This is a genomic window from Labilithrix sp. (genome assembly GCA_019637155.1).
GTDB lineage: Bacteria > Myxococcota_A > Polyangia > Polyangiales > Polyangiaceae > Labilithrix.
On the sequence record JAHBWE010000025.1, the window covers coordinates 27,304 to 50,576 of the forward strand.

At 71.5% G+C, this 23,273-nt stretch carries 20 protein-coding genes and 1 pseudogene; 12 read left to right on the top strand and 9 right to left on the bottom strand.

What is annotated here, in order from left to right:
* Positions 1-33: 33 nt before the first annotated feature.
* Both KF837_39295 and KF837_39300 read right to left on the bottom strand, forming a co-directional pair.
* A complete protein-coding gene (locus KF837_39295) occupies positions 34-840 on the bottom strand; it encodes a response regulator (GenBank protein ID MBX3233435.1) in 807 nt (268 codons plus the stop codon).
* Between the two features lie 120 nt (positions 841-960).
* Complete coding sequence (locus tag KF837_39300) at positions 961-3,216, bottom strand: DUF4132 domain-containing protein (protein ID MBX3233436.1); 2,256 nt, start codon at positions 3,214-3,216, stop codon at positions 961-963.
* Positions 3,217-3,268: 52 nt separating this feature from the next.
* Here KF837_39300 and KF837_39305 point away from each other — a divergent pair, with 52 nt between their 5' ends.
* Positions 3,269-3,631 carry a hypothetical protein gene (locus KF837_39305; protein MBX3233437.1) on the top strand — a complete coding sequence of 121 codons (363 nt, stop codon included), beginning with the start codon at positions 3,269-3,271 and terminating at the stop codon, positions 3,629-3,631.
* Here the strand turns inward: KF837_39305 and KF837_39310 are convergent.
* Positions 3,625-4,716 (bottom strand): hypothetical protein, encoded by a 1,092-nt coding sequence (locus KF837_39310; GenBank protein ID MBX3233438.1) that lies wholly within the window; start codon positions 4,714-4,716, stop codon positions 3,625-3,627. The genes KF837_39305 and KF837_39310 overlap by 7 nt on opposite strands.
* Before the next feature lie 90 nt (positions 4,717-4,806).
* Between KF837_39310 and KF837_39315 the strand changes: the two genes are divergently transcribed.
* Positions 4,807-5,211 (top strand): hypothetical protein, encoded by a 405-nt coding sequence (locus tag KF837_39315; protein ID MBX3233439.1) that lies wholly within the window; start codon positions 4,807-4,809, stop codon positions 5,209-5,211.
* Here KF837_39315 and KF837_39320 read toward each other — a convergent pair.
* On the bottom strand, positions 5,208-8,279 hold the full coding sequence (locus KF837_39320; GenBank protein ID MBX3233440.1) for an efflux RND transporter permease subunit: 3,072 nt from the start codon (positions 8,277-8,279) through the stop codon (positions 5,208-5,210). The genes KF837_39315 and KF837_39320 overlap by 4 nt on opposite strands.
* Entirely contained in the window at positions 8,279-9,385 is a 1,107-nt protein-coding gene (locus KF837_39325; protein ID MBX3233441.1) for an efflux RND transporter periplasmic adaptor subunit, read from the bottom strand. Before KF837_39325 ends, KF837_39320 begins: the two co-directional genes overlap by 1 nt.
* Before the next feature lie 82 nt (positions 9,386-9,467).
* Between KF837_39325 and KF837_39330 the strand changes: the two genes are divergently transcribed.
* Entirely contained in the window at positions 9,468-10,124 is a 657-nt protein-coding gene (locus KF837_39330; protein MBX3233442.1) for a response regulator transcription factor, read from the top strand.
* Positions 10,121-11,509, top strand: coding sequence for a HAMP domain-containing histidine kinase (locus tag KF837_39335; GenBank protein ID MBX3233443.1), 1,389 nt, complete (start codon positions 10,121-10,123; stop codon positions 11,507-11,509). Before KF837_39330 ends, KF837_39335 begins: the two co-directional genes overlap by 4 nt.
* A 3-nt stretch (positions 11,510-11,512) precedes the next feature.
* Here KF837_39335 and KF837_39340 read toward each other — a convergent pair whose 3' ends face one another.
* Both KF837_39340 and KF837_39345 read right to left on the bottom strand, forming a co-directional pair.
* Entirely contained in the window at positions 11,513-12,748 is a 1,236-nt protein-coding gene (locus KF837_39340) for an MFS transporter (protein MBX3233444.1), read from the bottom strand.
* A gap of 15 nt (positions 12,749-12,763) precedes the next feature.
* Positions 12,764-13,645 (bottom strand): class I SAM-dependent methyltransferase, encoded by an 882-nt coding sequence (locus KF837_39345; GenBank protein MBX3233445.1) that lies wholly within the window; start codon positions 13,643-13,645, stop codon positions 12,764-12,766.
* Positions 13,646-13,727: 82 nt separating this feature from the next.
* On the opposite strand from KF837_39345, the pseudogene KF837_39350 reads away from it, so the two are divergent.
* The 6 genes and pseudogenes from KF837_39350 (at position 13,728) to KF837_39375 (ending at position 19,742) form a co-directional block, all read left to right on the top strand.
* Positions 13,728-15,299: pseudogene (locus tag KF837_39350) on the top strand (DEAD/DEAH box helicase).
* 55 nt (positions 15,300-15,354) lie between these two features.
* Entirely contained in the window at positions 15,355-15,981 is a 627-nt protein-coding gene (locus KF837_39355; protein MBX3233446.1) for a TetR family transcriptional regulator, read from the top strand.
* Entirely contained in the window at positions 15,978-17,132 is a 1,155-nt protein-coding gene (locus KF837_39360; GenBank protein ID MBX3233447.1) for a Rieske 2Fe-2S domain-containing protein, read from the top strand. The genes KF837_39355 and KF837_39360 overlap by 4 nt, the downstream gene beginning before the upstream one ends.
* Before the next feature lie 51 nt (positions 17,133-17,183).
* Positions 17,184-17,681: a transcription elongation factor gene (locus KF837_39365; protein MBX3233448.1), complete on the top strand. Its 498-nt coding sequence runs from the start codon at positions 17,184-17,186 to the stop codon at positions 17,679-17,681.
* 816 nt (positions 17,682-18,497) lie between these two features.
* Positions 18,498-19,001: a hypothetical protein gene (locus tag KF837_39370; protein MBX3233449.1), complete on the top strand. Its 504-nt coding sequence runs from the start codon at positions 18,498-18,500 to the stop codon at positions 18,999-19,001.
* 156 nt (positions 19,002-19,157) lie between these two features.
* Positions 19,158-19,742 (top strand): HNH endonuclease, encoded by a 585-nt coding sequence (locus KF837_39375; GenBank protein ID MBX3233450.1) that lies wholly within the window; start codon positions 19,158-19,160, stop codon positions 19,740-19,742.
* Positions 19,743-19,979: 237 nt separating this feature from the next.
* Here KF837_39375 and KF837_39380 read toward each other — a convergent pair whose 3' ends face one another.
* On the bottom strand, positions 19,980-20,375 hold the full coding sequence (locus KF837_39380; GenBank protein ID MBX3233451.1) for an RNA-binding protein: 396 nt from the start codon (positions 20,373-20,375) through the stop codon (positions 19,980-19,982).
* Between the two features lie 181 nt (positions 20,376-20,556).
* Here KF837_39380 and KF837_39385 point away from each other — a divergent pair, with 181 nt between their 5' ends.
* Both KF837_39385 and KF837_39390 read left to right on the top strand, forming a co-directional pair.
* Positions 20,557-21,015 carry a hypothetical protein gene (locus tag KF837_39385; protein ID MBX3233452.1) on the top strand — a complete coding sequence of 153 codons (459 nt, stop codon included), beginning with the start codon at positions 20,557-20,559 and terminating at the stop codon, positions 21,013-21,015.
* Positions 21,012-21,719 (top strand): methyltransferase domain-containing protein, encoded by a 708-nt coding sequence (locus tag KF837_39390; protein MBX3233453.1) that lies wholly within the window; start codon positions 21,012-21,014, stop codon positions 21,717-21,719. Before KF837_39385 ends, KF837_39390 begins: the two co-directional genes overlap by 4 nt.
* A gap of 20 nt (positions 21,720-21,739) precedes the next feature.
* On the opposite strand, the gene KF837_39395 is transcribed toward KF837_39390, so the two are convergent.
* On the bottom strand, positions 21,740-23,269 hold the full coding sequence (locus KF837_39395) for a hypothetical protein (GenBank protein ID MBX3233454.1): 1,530 nt from the start codon (positions 23,267-23,269) through the stop codon (positions 21,740-21,742).
* Positions 23,270-23,273 lie beyond the last annotated feature (4 nt).

The window sequence follows — 23,273 nt, forward strand, 5'->3', positions numbered from 1 at the left end:
CGGAGCAGGAACACAGGCGAAACGGTCGAAGCGTCAGCCGACCGCCGCCGGCTCTTCGTCGGGCATCAGGGATTCGATGACGCCGATGAGGTCGCGCGGGAGGCAGGGCTTCGTGAGGACCGCGTCGGCGCCGGCGTCGGTGGCCTGGCGGAGGCCCAGCATCGTGGTGTGCGCGGTGATCGCGATGATGAGGATGCCCGACGTCTTCGGGTCGGACTTGAGGCGGCGCGTCGTCTGCCAGCCGTCGAGGACCGGCATCGAGAGGTCCATCACGATGACGGTCGGTCGCCGCGCCCGCACGCGCTCGAGCGCCTCCGCGCCGTCCTTCGCCTCCTCCACGCGGTAGCCCGCCTCCGCGATGTTCGAGGCGTAGAGCAGACGGTTGTCGTCCGAGTCGTCGACGACGAGGACCGTCGGCGCGTCCGGCGCCGCGCTCGCGCCCGCGCGCGCGGCGAGCGCGCGGCGGATCGCGTCGACGAGGAGGAAGCGCGCGGAGGTCTTCGCGACGAAGCCGTCACATCCCGCCGCGAGCGCGTCGCGGCGCGCGGTCGGGCGCTCGTCGGCGCTCACGACGACGATCACCGTCGCGCCGCGCGTCGCTCGCACCGCGCGCGCGAGGTCGAGGCCGTCGCCGTCGGGGAGACGGCGATCGAGCACGAGGACGGCGGGCCGCTCCACGATGCGATGCGCGGCGTCGGCGAGCGTCGCCGCCTCCGTCACGAGGAAGCCGTCGCTTCGAAGCATGTCGGCGTAGAGGGCGCGGGCGGTCGGGTCGTCCTCGACCAAGAGGGCCCGGAGGCCGACCTGCGGCCTGAGCCCCGAAGACGCAGCAGCTTTCATCGCCTCAGCGGCGTGCACGTCGTGTTCCGCTCGGGATACTCGCGCTTCGCGCCTTCGTGCCACGGTGCGTGCGTGACGACTTGCCACACGCCGGGACGACGCGTGCACTCGTGCCACACCTCAGTCGCGGAGGCTCTCGAGGTCGCGGACGAGCTCGCTGAATGCGAGGGGCGTGAGCGCGCCCAGCTCCACCGCGTGGCGATGACGGAAGAGGCGCACCGCGCCGAGGCCCTGCTTCGGAGGAGACTCCGACATCGCGCTCACGATGAAGCCGCCCTCGATCGGCAGCTCCGCGTACAGGTCGCCGCCGAGCGGCTTCACCATGTCCCAGATCCAGCCGCTGTCCTTCGGGGAGCCCTTGCGCCAGCCGCGCGCCTCGAGGCCGATGACCTTGCCGGTCGCGACCTCCACGCCTTTCATGCGATCGAGCGCCTGCGCGCTCCGCTCGCCGTCGGTGACGACGTAGGTCGCACGGGCGAGCTGCTCGAAGGGCTGGATGAGCTCGTACTCCGCGAAGCGCTGTGACCAGCGCTGCGCGACGACGTCGTCGAGGTCGAGGCGATGCACGAGGCCCACCGTCGCGCCGGACGGGAGCGCGGAGGGAAGGGTGAACGGCTCGTCGTCCGCGCCCGCGAGGGTGCGGTCCTCCGCCACGCGGAAGAGCGCGCGGAGCTCGTCGCCTTCGTACGTGCCCCAGAGGAGGCGCCGCGCGAGGTGGACGATGAGCGGGTGCCCGACGAGGAGCGACGTGAAGTCGGCGGCGGACCAGCGGCGCGCGGTGCACATCGCGCGCTCGAGCCGCGCGGTCTGGTTGCCGCCGACCGCCTTCGCGTCCTTCTTCAGCGCCTTCCATGCGTCGGTCGCGGCCTTCGCCTGCGCCGCGTCGTCCGTCGCCTTCGCCTTCGGGAGATCCCCGAGTTTCTTGCCGGTCTCGTCGGTGACGAACGGCGCGAGGTGCTCGTCGAAGCCGACGCGGAAGGAGCGCGGGCCGAAGGAGAGGACACGCGCGCCGTCGTCGTCGAGGTCGAGGCGCGGCGCGATGCGGTCGGCGAGCTCGTCGCGCGTGAGCTTCCGCTCCTTCGCGACGAGCTCGATCTTCTCGCGCGCCTTCTCCTGCAGCGCCTTGAACTTCAGCTTCTCCGCGATGCCGTCGAGGAGCATGAGCGAGACGTCGCTCCCGATCTGCGCGAGCGCGTCGAGGGCGCGCACCGCGCGGAGGTGGAGCGACTCGCCCGGCCACGCGCGGACGAGGGCGGTGAGCTTCCGCGCGCTCTCGTCGCCGCCGAGATGGCCGAGCGCGAGCATCGCCCAGTCTTCCTTCGCGTCGCCGCCGGACGCGAGCCACGCCTCGAAGAGCGACCACGCGAAGCGCTCGAGGGAGTCCGGCGTGCACGCGGCCTTCACGTCGGCGAGGCCCGGCGCGGGGCGGCGCGGATCGGAGACGCCGAGCAGCGTCGCGAGGTGGCGCACCGCGCTCGCGGGGAGGTGACGCCCGTTCGCGCGGAGGAGCACCGGCGGCATCGCGGCCTCGTCGAACCACTTCATCGGCGGCGGGCTCTTCGGCGCGCGCACGTTCGCGAGGAGCTCCTCCGTCGCCGCGAGCGCCGCGTCGCCGTAGCGCTTGGCGACGTCGAGCACGATCGCGTCGCGCCCGTCGTCGACGAGCATCGTGAACGCGGTCAGCGCGCCCTTCTGCGTCGCCTTCGCGAGCACGAGCGGGAGCACCCCGATCGCGGAGGCCTCCGGGAAGCGCTCGAAGTACGTCGCCATCGTGGGCTGGAGCTTCTTGCCCTTCGTCCCTTGCGCCATCGCGGCGAGGAGCGCGGCGGAGCGGGGCGACTCGACCAGCGTCGCGTTCTCGGCCGCGTCTCGCTGGTACGCGTCCGCGTATTCGGGATGGTCCTTTCCGTTCTCGAGGAGGGAGGGGAAGACCTCGATCCCGAAGCGTCCCAGCAGGTAGGCGGCGTCCGCGTACTTCGGGTCCGGCGTCGTCGTGAACACCTTGCGGACCATCCCGGCCGCGGCGTCGTCGCTCATGAAATCGAGCCAGCCCGGGATGCACACCTCGACCTTCTTGTATCGGGCGAGCCTCTCTTCGTTGGCGCGCACGATCACGGCGTCGAAGTCCGCCTGCGGCGCGCCGTCGGCCGGGATGTCGCGAATGATGTTCGGGTATTTCCGGAAGTACGCGCGGCCCGAGCGCGCCGCCGCCGCTCCTTTTTCGCGGTCCTCCTCCGTGAGCGCGAGACGCTCTTCGTACGGGAGCGGGGTCAGGCCTTCGACCGTCGTCGCGCCCTTGGCCTTCTTCGGCGGCTCGAGCCACCACGGCTTCACGAGGACGGCCGGCAGATCGGAGGCGGCGGCTTCTTCGGACATGCGCGAGAAATTACCCGAGCCGTCGCACGGCGTCGCGGACACACTCGGGAAAATGCGCCTCACCGCCTTCGCCGCCGCCGTGCTCGTGACCGCTTGTGGAGGGAAGACGACGTCCACGGACGGAGACGGCTCGGGCGGCGCCGCCACCGCCGCGACCGCGGATCCGGCGACGCCGGGGTGTCCGAAGCCGGTCCCGTGGACGCGGGACTACGGCGACGTCGACGTGTCGAGCTTCGGCTGCGAGTGCGCCGACCGCTCCGACTGCGCGGCGGGCGAGATCTGCATGACGTTCCCGTCGCTCTCGAGCGCGCACTGCGTGCGGACGAGCGACGCGTGCTCGGTCGTCGACTGCCGCGGCAGCGGGACGTGCATCGTCGCGGCCTCGGAGCCGGTGATGCCGCTCTGCTATCACTGACGCCGCGCGCGGAACGCCTTCACGACGAGCCCGATCGCGAGCGCCTGCAGCGCGCCGAACCACGCGTAGAGCGGCCAGCGCGAGCGCGCGTCCGCGTCGTCGTTCGGGTACTCGACCTTGCCGATCTGGATCTCGCGCGTGAGCACGACGCCCTTGCCGCCGGCGAGCTCGGGCAACGTCAGCTCGACGCGGCAGGTGCCGAAGCGGCGCGCGGTGACGGTCGCGAGCTGGCTCCTGTTCTCGTCCGCGAGCGAGTCGAGGCGCGCGCTCACGGCGCAGACCTCCGGCGTGAGGCTCCGCGCCCGCGTGAGCGCGGTCTGGTTGCACACCGCGGTCGCGCCGTCGCGGAGGCGCGCCCAGACGTAGGTCTCTTGCGACACGAGCATGCGCGCCGGCGCGAAGAGCTCCGCCTCCTTCAGATCGCGCGGCTCGACGATGCGGAGCGTGAGCTTCGAGTCGTCGACGGTGGAGCGCACGGTGACCTGGCCGCGCGCGCCCTTGCCGCGGTAGCGATAGAGGCGGCCGGCCTGCGGCTGCGTGACGAGCTCGAGCGCGCCCGCCGGCTCGACCGCGACCGGTACGACGCCGTAGCCGATGACGGGACGGCCGTCCGCCGTCGTCAGGTCGTGGAAGACGTCGACGTTGCCGCCGCGGAGGTAGATCGCCTCGCGATCGTCGGTGCACGCGTGCTCGAGCGCGTGCCGCGCCGGCTTCGCGACGTGGAAGAACATGCTGTCGCGGAGCTCCGCGCCGTCGGGGCCGCGCGCGACGATCGTGACCTCGGCGACGCCCGGCGCGACGCCGCGCAACGTCAGCGTCTTGCCGCGGACCTTGTCGATCGCGAGGACGCCCGGCGCCGACGACGTCGCCGAGCGGATCGTGAGCTTGTCGTCGTCGTCGTCCGCGCCGCCGTTCGCGAACGCGTGCACGTCGAGCTTCGCGCCCGGCGCGATCGGCTTCACGAAGTCCTCGATCTGGACCGAGCTCATGTACGCGATCGTGAATTTTCCGTCGTGGCCGGTGACCTTCGAGTAGCAGCCGGGGAGGCCGAGGAGCGCGAGGACGAGGAGAGCGGGGGCGCGCATGCTGGAGCAGAATGCTACGCAGCGCCGCCCGCGCGCGCTCCGGTTTCCACATGTGTGCAGCGCGGCGTGAGCGTTGCTTCTCCTCGCGACGTGATGAGGTGGTGTGGTCTGATCGGCGCGATCGCCTTGGCGGCGTGCAGCGAGGGCACGGAGGAGCCGATCGTCACGAGCGCCGCGACCGAGCCGCTCGGCACCCTCACGCTGCGCTGGACGGTGGCGGGATCGCGCGACGCGCGCGCGTGCGCGACCGCGAGCGCGCCCGTCATCGACGTCTCGATCGTCAGCCCCGACACCGGCGGCGAGCTCGAGGCGTTCCAGGAGCGATGCGTCACCTTCGCGACGATGGCCGTCCTCGCGCCCGGCACCTACGCCGCGCGCGTGCACCTCGTCGACACGAGCGGCGACCCGCGGACGCCGCCGGTGGAGCTCCCCGCGTTCACGCTCGCGGAGGGCGGCGTGATCGTGCAGGAGGTCGACTTCGCGTCGTTCCTCTAAGCCTCGGTCTCGGGGCGCACCAGCAGCGAGAGGAGGCCCGGCAGCACGAGCAGCGTGAGGACGGTGCTGAAGAAGATGCCGACGATGACGACGGTGGCGAGCGGCCGCTGCACCTCCGAGCCCGCGCTCGTCGCGAGCGCCATCGGGAGGAAGCCGAGGCCGGCGACCGCGGCGGTGGTCAGGACCGCGCGGAGCGAGCCGGCGGTGCCCTTCACGATCGCGGCGCGGACGTCCTTGCCGTCCGCGAGCGCGCGCCGCATCGCCGTCGCGATGACGACGCCGTTCAGCACCGAGACGCCGCCGAGCGCGATGAAGCCGACCGCGGCGGGGAGGCTGAACGGCATCCCGCGCGCGAGGAGCCCGATCATGCCGCCCGTCGTCGCGAAGGGGACGAGGAGGAAGACCGCGAACGCGGGGCGGAGGCTCCTGAACATCCAGAAGAGCATCCCGAGGATGACGGCGATGACGGCGGGGACGACGAGCGCGAGCCGCGCCGACGCGCGCTCGAAGTTCTCGAACTGCCCGCCCCACTCGATGCGGTAGCCGCTCGGCAGCCCGGCCGACTTGCCGACCTTCGCCTTCGCCTCCGCGACCCACGAGACGAGATCGCGGCCGCGGAGGTTCACGTCGACGCGGATCAGCCGCTCGCGGTTGAGGCGCTTCACGACCGAAGGGCCGTCGCCCTCCTGGAAGCTCACCACCTCCGCGAGCGGGACCGTGTTGCCGCTCTCGGTCTCGACGAAGAGGTCCTCGAGCGCCTCCGCGTTCGGCTGCGACGGCGGGATGAAGACGCGGAGGTCGAAGCGCTTCTCGTCCTCGTAGACGGTGCCGACCGGCACGCCCTCGCGTGACGACGCGAGCACGTCGAACGCGTGCCGGACCTTCACCCCATAGCGCGCCATGCGCTGGCGATCGGCGGTCGCGGTGATGGTGGGCTGCCCGAGGATGCGCTCGATCTTGAGGTCGCCGGTGCCCTTGATCCCGCGGACGAGATCGCCGACGTGGTTCGAGAGGTCGACGAGGCGATCGAGATCGGTCCCGACGATCTTGATCGAGACGTCCGCGCGCGAGCCGGCGATGAGCTGGTTGGTGAGGTCCTCGATCGGCTGCGACACCGAGACGAAGGTGGAGGGGACCTGCGTCTCGATCCGGTCCTTCAGCTTCGTGCTCAGCTCCTCGAAGTCGCGCGCGCTCGTCCACGCCTTCTTCGGCTTGAGCGGGACGAGGATGTCGGTGTTGTTGTTGCCGACCGCGTCGAGCGCGACCTCGGCGCGGCCGCTCTGGCCGAGCGCCTTCTCCGCCTCGGGGAACGAGAGGACGACCTTCTCCGCGAGGAGGTCGAGGCGCCGCGCCTCCTCGAGCGCGACGCTCGGGGCGCGCTGCATCGCGAGGACGCAGTCGCCCTCGAAGATGCGCGGGACGAACTCGGCGCCGGCGCGGGAGAACGCGAAGCCGACCGCGACGAAGGAGACGGTCGCGAGGCCGAGGAGCGGCCAGCGCGCGCCGAGCACGGCGCCGACGAAGCGCTCGTAGCGATGCTCGAGCCGCTCGAGCCACGCCGGACCGTGCCCGCGCTTCGGCGGCACCGCGAGGACGAGGAGGGCGGGGAAGAAGACGACGGAGTAGACGAGGGCGCCGAAGAGCGCGCACGCCATCGTGATCGCCATCGGGCGGAACATCTTGCCCTCGACGCCCTCGAGCGTGAGGAGCGGGATGTAGACGAGCATGATGATCGCGACCGCGAACGCGACCGGCTTCACGACGAGCGCGGCGACGTCGCCGTAGGCCTTCGCGCGCGCGGCGCCGGTGAGCTCGCGGCCGGCGGTGGCGGCGATGATCGCCTCCAGCACGACGATCGGGCCGTCGACGAGGAACCCGAAGTCGATCGCGCCGAGGCTCATCAGGTCGCCGGTCACGCGGAACGCGTGCATCCCGAAGAGCGCGATCGCCATCGACGCGGGGATGCCCGCCGCGACGACGAGCGCGCCGCGGATCGTCCCGAGCATGAGCGCGAGGACGATCGTCACGATGAGGAGGCCCTCGGCGAGGTTCGTCGCCACGGTCTTGAGCGTCTGCTCGACGAAGGACGCGCGGTCGTAGATGACCTCGACGCGGACCCCGGGCGGGAGGTCCCGCTCGATCTCGCGCATCCGCGCCTTCACCGCGTAGATGACGTCGCGGCTGTTCGAGCCGGCGAGCATCATCACGAGCGCGGAGACCGCCTCGCGCTCGCCGTTCAGCGTGACGACGCCGTAGCGGAGCGCCGCGCCGATGCGCACCTCGGCGACGTGGCGCACGAGGATGGCGGGCCCCACCTTCGGGCTCCGGACGACGACGTCGCCGATCTCTTCCTCGTTCTTGACCATGCCGCGGCCGCGGATCGTGAACGACTCGCCGCCGCGCTCGACGTAGCCGCCGCCGACGTTGAGGCTCGCTGCCTCGAGCGCGGAGAGCACGTCGCCGAGCGTGAGCTGCCGCGCGCGGAGGCGCTGCGGATCGACGATGACCTGGTACTGCTTGAGCTCTCCGCCGAAGGGGTTCACCTCGACGACGCCGGGGACGCTGCGGAGGCGCGGGCCGATCTCCCAGTCGAGGAGCGTGCGGAGCTGCATCGCGGAGTGCTGCTCCGAGCGGACGACGAACTTGTAGATCGTGCCGAGCCCGGTCGACGGCGGCGCGAGCTCGGGCAGCCCGGCCGAGGGCGGGAGATCTCCCTGCACCTGGCGGATGCGCTCGAGGATCATCTGGCGCGCCCACCAGATGTCGGTGCCGTCCTCGAAGACGACGGTGACGGCGGAGAGGCCGAAGCGCGAGATGCTGCGGATCTGCGCGCTCTTCGGGACGCCGTTGAGGGCCTTTTCGATCGGCGCGGTGACGGTGCGCTCGACCTCGATCGGCGAGAGGCCGCCGCACTTGGTGAGGATGTCGACCTGCACGCTCGAGACGTCGGGGAGCGCGTCGATCGGGAGCCGCCGCGCGGCGACGACGCCGAACGCGAGGACGAGGACGAGCAGCACCGCGACGACGCGACGGCTCTGGATCGAGATCGCGACGATACGCTCGAGCATCAGCGAAAGAGCTCGCTCTTCAGCGCGAAGACGCCGGCGCACGCGACCTGATCGCCCGCCTTCACGCCCTCGATCACCTCGTGGCGCGTGCCGTCGGTGCCGCCGAGGCGGACCGTCGCCGCGCGGGCGCGGCCGTGCCCCGCGCCGACGAACACGGTCGGCTTGCCGTCGACGTAGATGACGGCCTCGGCCGGGATGAGGACGGCCTGGCGCTCGGTGAGGCCGGTCGTCACCACCGCCTCGACCGACTGCCCGACGCGGAGGTGGTAGCGCGGCTTCTCGATCGTGACGCGGACCTCGGTGCTGCGCGTCGCGGGGTCGATGACCTCGCCGACGTGCGCGACGCGACCGGCGATCTTCTGGCCCGGCTCGGCGAGCGGCGAGACCTGGACCTCGTCGTCGACGTGCACCGCGGCGAGGTCGCGCTCGAAGACGGAGAGCTCGACCCAGAGGTAATCGAGGTCCGCGACCTTGTAGCCCACGATGCTGCCGTCGACCGATTGCCCGGGCGAGATGTGACGCTCGATGACGTGCCCGCCGATCGGGGAGCGGAGGACGAAGAGGCCGAACGTGCCGTTGCCGCCGAAGGCCTGCACCCGCTGCTGCGCGGCGTTCAGCGTCGCGGTCGCGGTCGCGAGCTCCGCGCCGGCGACCTCCGCCTCGCGCGCGGTCGTGAGGCCCTTCTCGAGGAGCTCGGTCTCGCGCCGCGCGTGGATCTCGGCCGCCTTGCGCGTCGCCTCCACCTGCGCGATCGTCGCCTGGGCCTCGCCGAGCTCGGCGCTCTCGACCTCGGCGAGCGGCTCGTTCGCCTTCACGAGGTCGCCTTCGTACTTGAACGTGCGGCGCACGGTGCCGCGGAGGCGGGTGCCGATCGCGGCGACGTAGCTCGGGTTGAACGAGACGGTCCCCACCACGCGGATCACCGGCTTGAACGGCGCCTGCACCGCCGGGCTGAGCTCGACGCCGGCGCGTTTCGCGAATTCATCGGAATAAACGATGACGTTGCCCTCGAGGCGAGGGACGTCGCGCGCGGGCTCGTCGCTGTGCTCGCCGCCGCCTTTGCGGCAGCCGATCAGCGCGAGCGTGAGCAGGAGCCAGGGGCGCACGGGGCGGAGCCTACTCCGAGATCGGCTGGCGCAGCTTACGCGGGGTTAAGGTTTCGCGCGCGCGAAGGCCTAGAATACCGCCGTGACGTCGCGTCTCCTCCTCGTCGAAGACGACCCGAAGCTGGGGCCGCTCCTCGTCCGCATGTTCGAGGCGGAGGGGTACGCGGTCGCGCTCGCGACGGACGCGGCGCAGGCGAAGCGCGCGGCGGCGGACGCGATCGACCTCGCCGTGATCGATCGGATGCTGCCCGACGGCGACGGGCTCGACGTCTGCACGGAGCTGCGGCGCGCGGACTTCGACGGGCCGGTGCTCATGCTCACCGCGCGCGGCGAGACGAAGGACCGCGTGCACGCGCTCGACTTCGGCGCCGACGACTACCTCACCAAGCCGTTCGAGATCGACGAGCTCCTCGCGCGCCTGCGGGCGCTCTGCCGGCGCGGGCCGCGGATCGCGACGTTCGACGTCGGTCCGATCCACATCGACCTCGGGCGGCGCAACGCGTTCGCGCACGGCCGCCTCTTGCCGCTCACCGCGCGCGAGCTCGACATCCTCGCCTACCTCGCGCGGCGTCCAGGGACGCTCGTCTCGAAGCTCGAGCTCCTCGAGAACGTCTGGGCGGCGGACGAGATCGTCACGAACGTCGTCGAGGTCCACATGAGCCGCCTCCGCGACAAGCTCGGCGCCGACGCGGGGATCATCCAGACCGTGCGCGGGCAAGGGTATCGGATCGAGCCATGACGTTTCGCGTCCGCACGGCGCTCGTGGTGCTGGTCCTCACCGCGCTCACGATGGGCGGCGCGTTCGCGACGGTGTGGCACCTCTTCGTGTCGACGCAGCGCGCGCAGCTCGATCGCGCGCTCCTCGTCGTGGCGGAGAACGAGGCGCGCGAGGCGACGGCGGGGAGCCTCGACTTCACCGACGCGCCGGGGCCGTCCGCGAACGCGGTCGGGCCGCTCCCGAAGTACGGCGTCATCTACGCCGCGGGCGGGCGGCCGGTCTCCACCACCGCGAACCTCACCGCCGAGTCCGCGCCGCCGATGCCGCGCCTCGTCCGCTTCGGCGAGGGCTTCGACTTCGAGCACGACGGCCGTCCGATGCGCGGGATCACGGTCCCGGTCGGCGGCACCGCGATGCGCGTCCTCCTCGCGACGACGCGCGACGACCTCGAGGAGGACTCGATGATCCTCCGCCACGCGATGTCGGTCGCGTTCGTGGTCGGCTGCGTCTGGGCGGCGGTCGTCGCCTTCGGGGTCGCGACGCGGCTCACGCGCGAGCACTCCGCGGTGGGCGCGGTCGCGCGGCGCGTCGCGAGCGGCGACACGAGCGCGCGGGTCGCGTTCGCGTCGAGCAACGCCGACATGCAGCAGCTCGCGGACGACCTCAACGCGATGATCGAGCGGCTCGTCGGGCTGCTCTCGGTGCAGGAGCGCTTCATCGCGAACGCGGCGCACGAGCTCAGGACGCCGCTCACGTCGCTCCGGATCGAGCTCGAGCTCGCGCTCCGTCGCGGCACGACGCGCGAGGACTACGAGGGCGCGCTCCGCGGCGCGCTCGACTCGGCGCGCCGGCTCACCGGCCTCGCGGAGGACCTCCTCCAGCTCGCGCGGATGAAGGCGGCCGCGCCGGTGAAGGGCGAGGCCGCGATCGAGGACGCCGTCCTTGACGCGGTCGGCGACGTCGCGCCGGTCGGGCGCGCGCGGCACGTGTTCATCGTGGTGGAGCCGTTCCACGCGCTCGTCGCCGGCGATCGCGCCGGCATCGCGCGGCTCTTGCGGAACCTCCTCGAGAACGCGGTCCGCTTCTCGCCGGACGAGGGGCGCGTCCGCGTCGCGGCGGCGGAGAAGGACGGGCGCCTCGAGATCAGCGTCTCCGACGACGGCCCCGGCATCGCGAAGGAGGACGAGGACCGCATCTTCGAGCCGTTCGCGCGCGGGGCACGCGGCCGCGAGCCGAACGGCACCGGCCTCGGCCTCTCGATCGCGCGTGAGCTCGCGCGCTCCTACGGCGGCGACGTGCGCGCGGTCCCGAGCGAGGAGGGCGGACGTTTCGTCATCGCGCTCCGTCTGCGCGAGGCGCCGCCCGAAGACGAGGCCGCGGAGCCGGCGCTCGCCGCCGCGACGTGAGCCTCAAGGCGCGGCGGCGGGTCGAGGTGGAGCGCTCTTGACGCGCGTGAAGTGGAAGGCCGCGATCGCGAGCGCGGTCGCGGTGAAGGTGGCGCCGAGGAAGAACGGCGCGCCGACGCGGAAGTCGCCCGTCGGGTAGCGGCTCACGTGCGCGAAGAGCGGCGTGCTGAGGGCGGGGGCGATCACGGTGAGGAGGCTGTTGAGCGAGGAGAGGGAGCCCATCGCGAGCCCTTGCTCGCGCGCGTCGGCCGCCTTCGAGACGAGCGCGTTGATCGCGGCCGACACCGCGAAGGCGAGGAAATTCGCGATCGAGATCGCGTACATCATCCAGCCCTTCGTCGCGCAGCCGTACATGAGGTAGGCGCACGTGCCGGAGGCGAGGCCGAGGAGGACGACCCGCTGCTCGCCGAGGTGGCGGAGGAGCCGGCCGAGGAGCACGCCTTGCACGAGCGCGAACATGAGGCCGACGACGAAGAGCGAGAGGCCGGCTTCGCGCGGTCCCCAGCCGAAGCGGTACTCGTTGTAGATGACCCAGATCGAGTTGAGGATGAACTGCGAGAGGTTCGTCAGCGCGATGACGGTGACGAGGAGCCCGACGCCCTTGAGGCGCACGAGCCCGACCAGCGCGCCGAACGGGTTCGCCTTCCGGAGATCGATCGGCTTGCGGCGCTCCGGCGGCAGCGACTCCGGGAGCACGAGCGCGCCGTACGCGAAGTTGAGGAGCGCGAGCCCCGCCGCGACGAAGAAGGGGAGCCGGATCGCGATCGATCCGAGGAGGCCGCCGGTGACGGGGCCGAGGACGAAGCCGACGCCGAACGCGGCGCCGACGAGCCCGAAGCTCTTCGCGCGGTCCTCCGGCTTCGTGATGTCCGCGACGTACGCGTTCGCGACCGACATGTTCGACGCGAAGAGCCCGCCGATGATGCGGGTCCCGAGCAGCATCGGGAGCGATCGCACGAGCCCGGAGAGGAGGAACATCGTCCCGAGCCCGCCGATCGAGAGGAGGAGCACGAGGCGGCGGCCGTAGCGGTCCGAGAGCGCGCCGAGCATGGGCGCGCAGAGGAACTGGGTGAAGCCGAAGGTGAACACCATCGCGCCGTACCAGTAGGTCTGCTCCTGGACGTCGTGCGTGAACTCGCCGACGAGGGAGGGGATCACCGGCAGGAGGAGGCCGATCCCCATCATGTCGATGATGACCGTGACGACGATGAACGGGATCGCGGGCTGCCGGCCGGCCATGTGCGGCTCGCGAGCTTACGCTGCGCGCTTCTTCGCGACGACGACGATCTCTCCGGGCGAGCGCGGGAGGCAGCGCCTCGCGTCGGGCGCGATCAGCTCGTCGCGCAGCGCCATCGTCGTGACGAGCTCCTCGACGGCGAAGCCGTGCTGCTCGAGCGTACGGACGAGCTCGGTCGCGCTCTCGCCCCAGACGAACGGCTCGTCGATCCAGCGCATGATCCAGTCGACGACGCGCCGCTGCGTGTGGATGCGCACCTTGCCGGCGCGATCCGGCGTCACGATCGAGAGGATGACGGTCCGCGCGCCGGGTCCGCGCGCGAGGGCGGAGAGGATCGCCTCCACCCGGTCGCGCGCGAGGTACATGAGGAGGCCCTCCGCGACGAACGTGGTCGCGGCGGCCGGATCGAGCGCGGCGGTCGCGTCGAGCGCGGCGGCGAGGTCGCCCGTCGCGAGGTCGAGGGGGACGAACGTGACGGCGCGGGACGACGCGGCTTCGCGGCGGAGGCGCTGCGTCGCGGGGTGGTCGACCTCGACGATCGTCGCGGCGGCGGGGAGCGACTCCGCCATCATGTCGAAGCCCGCGCCGACGAGGACGACCTGACCGCATCCGGCCGCGGTCTCCCGCGCGAGCGCGCGCCGGATCGCGAATTTTCGCAGCGCGTAGTGCGCGACGAAGCCGGGCGAGACGAGGCGCTCGGCGACGTGGGCGGCGCGCTCGAGGACGGGCCACGGGATCGTGTCGAGGAGGCGCCCGACGATCGGGAGCGCGTGGCGGACGGCGGCCTCCACCGACGGCGTCGCCTCCGGGAACGCGAGCGGCGCGAGGGCGGGATCGTCTTCGAGGAGGAGCAGGGTCGAGGCGACGACCGCTGCGGTCGTGCTCGGACCGGCGTTCACGAGCGGTGACGTAGCGACGAATTAGTTGGAGGTCAAACGAATCGAGGGCCCGGCGCGGCGTGGTACGGTCGCGGCGGTGGAGCTCAGGCCGTACCAGCGCGAGGCGATCGACGCCGTGCTCGCGGCGCGGCGCGCGGGGACGCGGCGGATGGTGGTGTGCCTCCCGACCGGGGCGGGGAAGACGGTCATCTTCTCGGAGCTCGCGCGGATGGCGCGGCGGCAGGTGCTCGTGCTCGCGCACCGCGAGGAGCTGCTCGCGCAGGCGCGGGAGAAGGTCGCGCGCGCGCTCGGCGACGGCGGCGTCGTCGCGATCGAGCGCGGCGCCGAGCGCGCGCCGGCCGACGCGAAGGTGCTCGTCGCGTCGATCCGATCGCTGCACGAGGAGCGGCTCGCGCGGTTCCTCCACGGCCGCGATCTTGGGCTCGTCGTCTACGACGAGTGCCACCACGCGGCCGCGGACGACAACCTCCGCGTCTTGAAGACGCTCGGCGCCTTCGAGGCGGGATGGAACGGGACGCTCCTCGGCTTCACCGCGACGACCGCGCGCGGTGACGGGAAGGGGCTCGACGCGGTGTTCGAGCGCATCGTCTACACGCGGACGCTCCCGCAGATGGTCGCGGACGGCTACCTCGCGCGGCTCCGCGGCTACCGCGTCGCGACCTCGGCCGATCTCGCGCGGGTCACGGCGGGGGCGGGTGATTTTCGCGAGGAGGAGCTCGCGGAGGCGGTCGACATCGAGGAGCGGAACGCGCTCGTCGCCCGCACGATCCAGGAGCTCGCGCGCGATCGCCGGACGATCGCGTTCTGCGTGACGGTGGGGCACGCGATGAACCTCGCGCGCGCGCTCAACGCGGTCGGCGTGCCGGCCGGCATCGTGCACGGCGCGATGAAGCCGGAGGCGCGCGCGCGTTCGCTCGCCGACTTCCGGGCTGGCCGGACGCAGGCGCTCACCAACGTCGCGGTGCTCACGGAGGGGTTCGACGATCCCGAGGTCTCGTGCATCGCGATGGCGCGGCCGACGCGATCGGACGGGCTCTACGCGCAGTGCGTCGGTCGCGGGACGCGGCTCGCGCCGGGGAAGAAGGACTGCCTCGTGCTCGACTTCGTCGATCTGTCGGCGCTCGACCTGTGCACGCTGCCGTCGCTCTTCGGGGCGCCGCGCGATCTCGATCTCCGCGGGGAGGACGCGGAGGTCGCGCGCCGCGCGTGGCAGCGCATCCTCTTCGATCACCCCGGCTTCGAGGCGGAGGCGGGCGCGGTCACGCTCGAGGAGATCCAGGAGCGCGCGGCGCGCTTCGATCCGCTCGGGCTCGCGACCGACGGCGAGGTGCGCGCGATCTCGCCGAACGCGTGGTTCTCGCTCGGGCGGCACGGGGTCGGGCTCCACTTCGAGCGGAGCCGCGGGCGCACGAGCGAGGCGCTCGTGCTCAAGCGGCCGGGGCGCGCGCGCGGAAAGGTGTGGGAGGTGAGCGTCGACGGCAAGGTCGTCGATCGGTATTCGCGGATGGAGGAGGCGGTCGAGGCGGTCGACTACGAGCTCCACCGCATCGGCCGGCTCACCGCCGCGTCGGCGCTGCCGGGCGCGGCGTGGCGCGCGGACGGGAGGGCGGAGGCGCTGCGCCTCGCGGTGTGGAACCGGATCACGCGCCGTTGAGCGCGCTCTGAAATTCCGAACGAGTGTACCGAAATTGTGCTAGGCTCATTTCGTCATGAGCCAGGAAGTCTCGGCGCCCGCGCGGAGCCACACGCCGAAGGGGAAGGCGGCGCGCGAGCACATCCTTCGCGCGTGCGAGCCGCTGTTCGCCGACGACGGCTTTCACGGCACGAGCATGCGCGACGTCGCGGAGGCGGCGGACCTGCCGCTCGCGAGCGTGGTCTATCACTTCGCGAAGAAGGAGAAGCTCTACGCGGCGATCCTGGGCGAGATCGCGGCGTCCCTCCTCGGCGACATGGAGAGGGCGCGCGCTCACGCCGACGGCGAGTCGGGCCTCGAGGCGGCGCTCCGCGCGCTCGTGCGGTGGTCGCTCGCCCATCCCGGCAGGGTGCGGCTCCTCGTGCGCGAGCTGCTCGACAACCCGGCCCGCGTCTCGCGCGCGATGGCGCTGCCGCTCGCGCCGGTGCTGACCGGGCTCTCGGCCGAGGTCGCGGTGCCGAACCCGGAGACGGCGGTGCTTCATGTCGTCGGGGCGGTGAGCTACGTCGTCGCGGCGTGGCCGACGGTGAAGCGCATGGTCGGCGCGCGGCGCGAGAAGGAGCTGATGCGCGACTACGAGGAGGACGCGATGACGCTCGCGCGCCGCGTGCTCGGGCTGCCGGCGCGGAGGGCGAAGCCGTGAAGCAGGGCCTTCAGGTCGAGCTCGTGAAGCGTGTGCTCGCGCACGTCGACGCGAAGACGACGGACGCGGACCCGAGCGGCCGCACGCTCGAGATCGGCGCGTACGCCGACGGCGAGCGCATGACGCGCGAGATCGGCACGCTGTTCCGCGAGCTGCCGCTGATGATCGCGCACGTCTCGGACCTGCCGAACGCGGGCGACTTCCTCACGCACGAAGCGTCGGGCACGCCGCTCCTCGTGGTGCGGCGCGACGACGGCGGCGTCGATGCGTTCCTCAACGTGTGCCGTCATCGCGGGACGCGGGTGGAGGACGCGCCGCGCGGCAACAAGCGCGCCTTCTCGTGCCCGTATCACGGCTGGACGTACGGCCGGCGCGGGCAGCTCGTCACGGTGCCGCACGAGCGAGGGTTCGCGTGCATCGACAAGGCGTCGCGCGGCCTCGTGCGCGTCGCGGCGGGGGTCGCGAGCGGCTTCGTGTTCGCGGTGCCGGAGGCGCTCGCGGAGGGGGCGAGCCACGAGCTCGACGTGCGCGCGTGGCTCGGTCCGCTCGCGGACGATCTCGAGGGCTTCGGCACGGCCTCGGCGGTCGCGCACGACGGCGATCGCCGTGCGGTCGTCCGCGACATCTCGTGGAAGCTCGCGATCGACATCTTCCTCGAGACGTACCACCTGCGCCCGACGCACAAGGACTCGATCTATCCGATGTTCTTCGACAACATCGGCCTCGTCGATCGGGTGGGCCCGCACCTCCGCAACGTCTTCCCGAAGCGGAGCATCCGCGAGCTCGCGGGCGCGGACGAGTCGACGTGGTCGCTGCGCACGCACGCGAACGTGCTCTTCCATCTGTTCCCGAACACGCTCGTCCTGGTGCAGCCCGATCACGCGGCGGTGCTCAACGTGTGGCCGATTGGCCCAACCCGCGCACAGGTTGCGTCGTATCTCCTCATCCCGGAGCGCGCGGAGTCCGACAAGGCGCGCGGCTACTGGAAGGCGAACGCCGACATCCTCTACGGGGCGACGGACGAGGACTTCGCGATGGGCGAGTCGATCCAGCGCGGCCTTTCCTCGGGCGCGAACACGGACGTGGTGTTCGCGTCGTACGAGCACGCGCTCGCGCACTTCCACGAAGGGATCGCGCGCCACACGTCGTGACCGCGGCACCGTCGATGCATGCTGCACGCGTCCGAGAGGAGGCACACAGCCATGCCGGAGAAGAAGACGACGGAGCGAGCGCGCAAGGCCGAGGCGGAGGGCAAGTCGCCCTCGACGCAGGCGGGCGAGCTCGTGCGCGAGGAGATGCATCACATCCGCGAGGGCAAACACGGCGCCCGCTCGACGAAGCAGGCGGTGGCGATCGGCCTCTCGAAGGCGCGTCGCGCCGGCGTGAAGGTGGGCACGCCGAAGCGCGGCTCGTCCGCGACGAAGAAGCAAGCAAAGCGCGACTCGTCCCACGCGAAGAAGGGTGCCGCCGCGAAGCGCCCCTCCCGCACGCGCTCCCGCGCCACGACGAAGGCCCTCCGCAAGGAGGGCACCGCCGCGGCGACCCCACGCGCGCTGTCCCGCCACGCGAAGAGCACCGCACGCAAGCGCCCCGCCTCCGCCCGCTCGGCCGCGGCCCGCAAAGCCGCCCGCACGAAGGGCCCCCGCGCACGTTCAGCGGCCGCAAAGAAGGCCGCCCGCACCCGCGCGTCGGCCGCGTAGCACGCGCGAAGCGCGAGGCGGCTCGCGTGGGAGAGCAAGCGCGCGCGCCGGCCGAGCATCGGGCGCGAGGCGGCTCGCGTGGGAGAGCAAGCGCGCGCGCCCGGCCGAGCATCGGGCGCGAGGCGGCTCGCGTGGGAGAGCCGTGTCGTTGCAAGCGCGCGCGTCGGCCGCGTAGCGGGCACGAGGTGCTCGCGTGGGAGAGTCGCGTCGCCGCGAGCCCACGCGCGGGCGCGCGGCGTTGCGCGAGGTAGCTCGCGCGTGGGAAGTTGCATCGCCGTAGGCGCACGCGCGCGGTCTCGTCAGGCAGAGACCTCGTCACGCAGCGTACCGCCGCGCGCTCCGCCTCGTCACGCAAGCGTATCGCGGCTGCGCGCTCTGCCTCGGCTCGCTAAGGAGCGCTCGAAGGGTCCTGCGTCTGCTCGGCGGCGGCGAAGAAGGCAGCGCGCACGCGCACGCGCGGCGCACGATGGTTTGGAACGCAGCGAAGGGCCGAGCTCGCTCCGCCAGCGTGGTGGACTGCATGGATGGGTCCTGCCAGAACCTGCTGGTGCGCGCGATGGGCTCGTTCGTCGATGTGCAAAACCGTTGAGGAGCGCGAGTGGGAGCGAAATGCATCCGCCTCGTTCGTGGCGCTTGACGGATTTTGGGGGGACGAGCGCACGACGAGGCAAGGCCCCTCCTCGATGGCCCCACGCCGCGCGTGGCAGGCACGTGGTGCGCGTTCCGAAAGGACGACGACTCGTTTCGGATCCGTGCCCGTGCGCGGGCGGCCTCGGGGCGCTGAAGAGGCTGAAAAATGGCGTGGTAGATGACGTCATGCGCATCGATGACCTCACGAACGAGCAGCTCCTGTCGGCGCTTCGGCGCGTCCTTGGTGATGAGCGTAGCGCCGTCGCGGCGATGCTTGCCTACCTCATCGAAGTCGAGAAACGACGGCTCCACCTCGAGCAAGCATGCTCGTCGATGCACGACTTCTGCGCACGGAAGCTCGGGCTGAGCGAGGACCAGGCGTCCCGCCGGATCGCCGCGGCGCGGCTGGGCGCGCGCTTCCCGGAGCTCGTCGAGGCGATCGGTGACGGACGCATGCATCTCTCCGGCGTGCTGCAGCTCCGCGGGCTCTTCACGGAGGCGAACGTCGCAGCGCGAGCTCGTGACCGGTGCGCCGTTGGCCCCTTTCACCAGCGGTGTCTGCGTCCGCGTCGCCATCGCCGAGTGCGCAGCTCTTGCCGCTCTCGGTCGAGCGTTTCCAGATCATGTTCACGGCTGCGGTGGAGCTGCGCGACAAGCTCGAGCTGGCGCGTGCGCTCCTGCGGCATGTGAATCCGAGCGGCGACCTTGCGGTCGTGATCGAGCGCGCTCTCGATCGGCTGCTCTTGCACCTCGAGAAGACGAAGCTCGGCAAGGCGAAGCGCCCGCGGAGGAGCAAGGGACGTGCGAATCCGAGCGACGTCTCGCGCGAGACGCTGCGCGAGGTCCATGAGCGGGACGCAGGGCAGCACCTTCGTCAGCGCAGACGGCGAGCGCTGTCCGGTCCGAGAGTGGCTCGAGGTCGATCATCGTCAGCCCCGCGCCCTCGGCGGCGACGGGACGATCGAGAACGTCCGTATCCTTTGCCGCGGGCACAATCGGCTCGCCGCGGCGCAGACCTTCGGCGCCGAGCACATCACGTGCAAGATCGAGGAGGCGCGCGCAGGGCGGACTGCCGCCGCCGAACACAGGGCGCAACCGAGCTTGCTCGACTTGCCAGCCGAAACGACATCGGCGAACCCGGCAATGCAGGCGGCCGCAAGCGATCCGGCGACCGCCAATCCGGATATGGCCACGCTTACTCACGACGTGAATGCGAGCACCCCAGCGGCCGGTACAGACGTCATCCGTACGCCGTACGCGGTCGCGAGCGCGGCGGCCGGTACGGGGGTCGCCGGTGCGCCGGACGCGTCAACCCACGTCGCGGTCGCGAGCGCCCTGGCGGCCGGTGCGGGCGTCGTCAGTGCGTTGCCCGCTGTCTTCGCTGTCTCCGCTGCCTGGACCATCGCGCTTGCAGTCCGCGGCGCAAGATGATGCGGGCGCGATGCGTAGCGGAAAGGCAGATCCTCGCGACGCCGCATACCGAAGGCGTCGCGGCGGGCTGGAGAGTCGTGCGCGCCCAAGAAAACTACACACTGGCGTGTGTGCTTCGTTTTGGCCCACGCCGACGATGCGACGGGCGGCGCTCGGGTTTGCGGGTGGACGTGGAAACGGCCGGCGTCTCTGGGAGGGCCGGCCGTTTCGTTGGGTCATCGTTGGGTCAGAGGCGGGTCACCAGTCGCGGCCGCCGCCGCGGCCGCCGCCGCCGCGACCACCACGGCCGCCGCCGCCGCCACCGCCGCCGAAGCCGCCGCGACCACCGCCGCCGCCGCCACCGCCGAAGCCGCCGCCACCGCCGCCGAAGCCGCCACCACCGCCACGACGCTCCTCGGCGAGGTTCACGCGGAGGGAGCGGCCGTCGAGCATCGAGCCGTTCATCTTGGCGATGGCGTTCTGCGCCTCCGCCTCGGTCGACATCGTGACGAAGCCGAAGCCGCGGGCGCGGCCCGTGTCGCGATCCATCACCACGTGCGTGTCGGTGACGACGCCGCACTCGGCGAACGCGGTCTGGAGCGCGTTCTTGTCGGTGTCATAGGACAGGTTGCCCACGTAAAGACGATTGTTCATTTGCTGTGTCTCTCTCGAAAGTGTCCGTAGCCGTCGTCGATCCGCGATCCCCGTGAATTCGAGAGAGCGTGTCCGTCCTCAGTGCCAACGTGACGTTCGTGAGCCCGCACAATAGGTTCTCGGCCGGCGTAGCGCAAGTTGGCCGCGGTCGAGGTCTCGTAAATCATGGTATGACGGCGCCATGAAGCTCTCGAAACCCTCATTTCTCGCGCTCGCGGCGATCGGTTGGGCGGACGGGTCGCTCCAGCGCGTCGAGTCCGTCGGGCTCCTCCGCGCCGCCAAGGAGGCCGGGCTCTCCGACGCGGACCTCGCCGACGTGGAGAGGGCGACGAAGCAGAAGACCAACCTCGACGAGCTCGACCTCGGCACCATGACCGAGTGGGAGCAGGTCCTCACCTACGCCCTCGCCTCGTGGCTCGCCTCGCTCGACGGCGTCGCGTCGACCGATGAGGTCGAGGTGCTCCGGACGCTCGGCGATCGCCTCGGCGTGTCCGACGGCCTGCGGAAGCGCGCGCAGGCCGTCGCGTTCGACATCTCCTGCCTCCCCGAGGGCGGACGGCCCGACCGCTACGACTTCCAGAAGCTCACGGCGCGGCTCGCCGAGCGCCTGCCTCAGCTCGCTCCGAAGGCGGACGAATGAGGCGCGCGCTCTCGGCGCTCGCGCTCGGGACATGCGCGGTCGCGGTCGCGGGATGCTCGAAAGAGAACCCGCCGCCGGCGGCATCCAGCGCGACGCCGCCGGCCTCGGCGCCGGCCGTCACCGTCGTGGATGCCGGGCCGCCCGCCGTCGTCGACGCGGGCGCCACCGCCTCCGCGGAGGCCGACGACGAGAACACGCCCGACATCGAGTTCGTTCCGACGCCGATGCAGGTCGTCGACAAGATGTTCGAGGTCGCCAAGATCCAGAAGAACGACGTGCTCTACGACCTCGGGTGCGGGGACGGGCGCATCGTCGTTCAGGCCGCGAAGCGGTACGGCATCAAGGCCGTCGGCTTCGACATCGACCCGCAGCGCATCAAGGAGTCGAACGAGAACGCGAAGCAGAACGGCGTCGAGAGCCTCGTCCGCTTCGAGCAGAAGAACATCTTCAGCGTCGACCTGACGCCCGCGTCGGTCGTCACGCTGTACCTCTTGCCCGAGCTCAACGTGCGCCTCATCCCGCAGCTCGAGAAGCTGAAGCCTGGGTCGCGCATCATCGCCCACGACTTCGACATGGAAGGCGTCGAGCCGGTCAAGTGGTGGACCGTCATCGCGAAGGACCACCGCGAGGTCACGAAGGACCGCGAGCACTACGTCTACCTCTGGAAGACGCCGCTCCAGAAGACGAAGCCGAAGGCGAAGTAGGGCGCGTCAGGACCCTTGCGTCAGGGCACCGCGACGTCGAAGTGCACGGCCCAGTCGTAGAGCGGGAGGCCGGAGCGCGAGGGCGTCGCGTCGGAGTCGCGCAGGTTGCCGCGCGCGCCCGCGGGAGTGCCGATGCACGTGAGCGGGGTCTGGTTCTGCGCGTACGTGAGGCGGCCCGCGCCGGTGGGGACTGCGGCGAGGGTGAGCCTCACGGCGTCGGGGCCGGCGAGCTCCACCTTCGCGATCGGCTTCGGAGCGCCCGCCGCGTCGAGGTATTCGAAGCCGTAGCTCGCGGCCTCCGCGACGAGGGCGGTGTCGATCACGAGCGGCGGCGCGGGGACGTGGAACTGCACCGTGACCTCGGCGCCGTCGCGGGTCACGTGCCGGGGGCGCACCGGCTCCCAGGTGCGGCCCTCGAGGACGACCTTTGCGTAGACCTTTCCGAACATCTCGCCGAGGTGCTTCTCGCCGACGTTCGTGTAGTGGCGGCAGTCGGAGGCGAACGCGAACGCGTAGGCCGGGCCGATGAGGACGACCTTGCCCGGCGCGGCGAGGTGGGCGTCGAGCTGGTGCTGCGCGAGCTCGCTCGTCTTGGCGTCGTTCCAGCCGGAGATCTGCGAGATGAAGAGCGGCACCGGCTGCGACTGCTGCGTGATCGCGCGGATGCTCGTCTCGTAGTCGTGCTGCCACTCGACGAGCGCGTCGGCGTAGGTCTGGATCTTCCCCGGCGTGCCGTCGGTGCCGTCGAGCGGGAGCTCCGCGACGCCGGCGGTGTACGAGTAGTGGTCGCTCTCGCCGTGGATCGCCGCGACCGCGCGGACGACGTACGACTTGCCCGCGGCGGCGGCGAGGGACTTGCCGCTCTCGACCTCCTGCATCCCTTGCTCGAAGGGATGGTTGTATCCAGGCTTGTAGTTGCAGCCGTTCTTGCGGAGGCACCAATACGTATTACCGCTCCGCCCGTGGAGGCTCACGAGCACGTCGTGTTTGTCCGGGAGGCCGGGGATCTTTCCTTTGTAGTGGCCTTGGGCGAGGAACGCGATCTCGTTCGCGAGTCCCGACGCCGGGGTCTCGACGCCGTAGTTGAAAAAGAGATCGCCCTCGACCAGCGGGACGAACGAAGACGGGACGTCGTACTTCACGCAGCCCGCGCCGTCGCACGGCACCCCGTTCGGGGCGCTCTTGGAGCCGCGGGCGGGCATGACCCCCGTGTCGAACATCAAATTGCCATACGGCTGCTCCGTCGAGAGCACCGGCGTGCCGCCGTTCGCGACCGAGTTCGATTGGCCCGTGACGAGGACGTGGTTGATCGCGAAATCGGTATATGGGCTCGCCGGCGCGCCGCCCGAGCTCGAGCCGTCGACGCTGCCGTTGCCGGTCACGACGCCGTCGCCGTCGCCTTCGACGCCATTACCGTCGCTGCCACTGCCGCTGCCGCCTCCACCGCGGGGGCTGTTCGCGCCGGTGGCGGAGATCGGGTCGCCGGCGTCGCTGCCGCAAGCCGCGAGGCTCACCGCGATCCCGAGGAGGAGGGAGTGTCGATTGCGCATGGTC

What these genes read in the sequence shown, in the direction of transcription:
- KF837_39295 (MBX3233435.1), bottom strand. Translation starts at nt 840, where the DNA reads ATGAAAGCTGCTGCGTCTTCGGGGCTCAGGCCGCAGGTCGGCCTCCGG.
- KF837_39300 (MBX3233436.1), bottom strand. Translation starts at nt 3,216, where the DNA reads ATGTCCGAAGAAGCCGCCGCCTCCGATCTGCCGGCCGTCCTCGTGAAG.
- KF837_39305 (MBX3233437.1), top strand. Translation starts at nt 3,269, where the DNA reads ATGCGCCTCACCGCCTTCGCCGCCGCCGTGCTCGTGACCGCTTGTGGA.
- KF837_39310 (MBX3233438.1), bottom strand. Translation starts at nt 4,716, where the DNA reads ATGCGCGCCCCCGCTCTCCTCGTCCTCGCGCTCCTCGGCCTCCCCGGC.
- KF837_39320 (MBX3233440.1), bottom strand. Translation starts at nt 8,279, where the DNA reads ATGCTCGAGCGTATCGTCGCGATCTCGATCCAGAGCCGTCGCGTCGTC.
- KF837_39335 (MBX3233443.1), top strand. Translation starts at nt 10,121, where the DNA reads ATGACGTTTCGCGTCCGCACGGCGCTCGTGGTGCTGGTCCTCACCGCG.
- KF837_39340 (MBX3233444.1), bottom strand. Translation starts at nt 12,748, where the DNA reads ATGGCCGGCCGGCAGCCCGCGATCCCGTTCATCGTCGTCACGGTCATC.
- KF837_39355 (MBX3233446.1), top strand. Translation starts at nt 15,355, where the DNA reads ATGAGCCAGGAAGTCTCGGCGCCCGCGCGGAGCCACACGCCGAAGGGG.
- KF837_39365 (MBX3233448.1), top strand. Translation starts at nt 17,184, where the DNA reads ATGCCGGAGAAGAAGACGACGGAGCGAGCGCGCAAGGCCGAGGCGGAG.
- KF837_39370 (MBX3233449.1), top strand. Translation starts at nt 18,498, where the DNA reads ATGCGCATCGATGACCTCACGAACGAGCAGCTCCTGTCGGCGCTTCGG.
- KF837_39375 (MBX3233450.1), top strand. Translation starts at nt 19,158, where the DNA reads ATGAGCGGGACGCAGGGCAGCACCTTCGTCAGCGCAGACGGCGAGCGC.
- KF837_39380 (MBX3233451.1), bottom strand. Translation starts at nt 20,375, where the DNA reads ATGAACAATCGTCTTTACGTGGGCAACCTGTCCTATGACACCGACAAG.
- KF837_39385 (MBX3233452.1), top strand. Translation starts at nt 20,557, where the DNA reads ATGAAGCTCTCGAAACCCTCATTTCTCGCGCTCGCGGCGATCGGTTGG.
- KF837_39390 (MBX3233453.1), top strand. Translation starts at nt 21,012, where the DNA reads ATGAGGCGCGCGCTCTCGGCGCTCGCGCTCGGGACATGCGCGGTCGCG.
- KF837_39395 (MBX3233454.1), bottom strand. Translation starts at nt 23,269, where the DNA reads ATGCGCAATCGACACTCCCTCCTCCTCGGGATCGCGGTGAGCCTCGCG.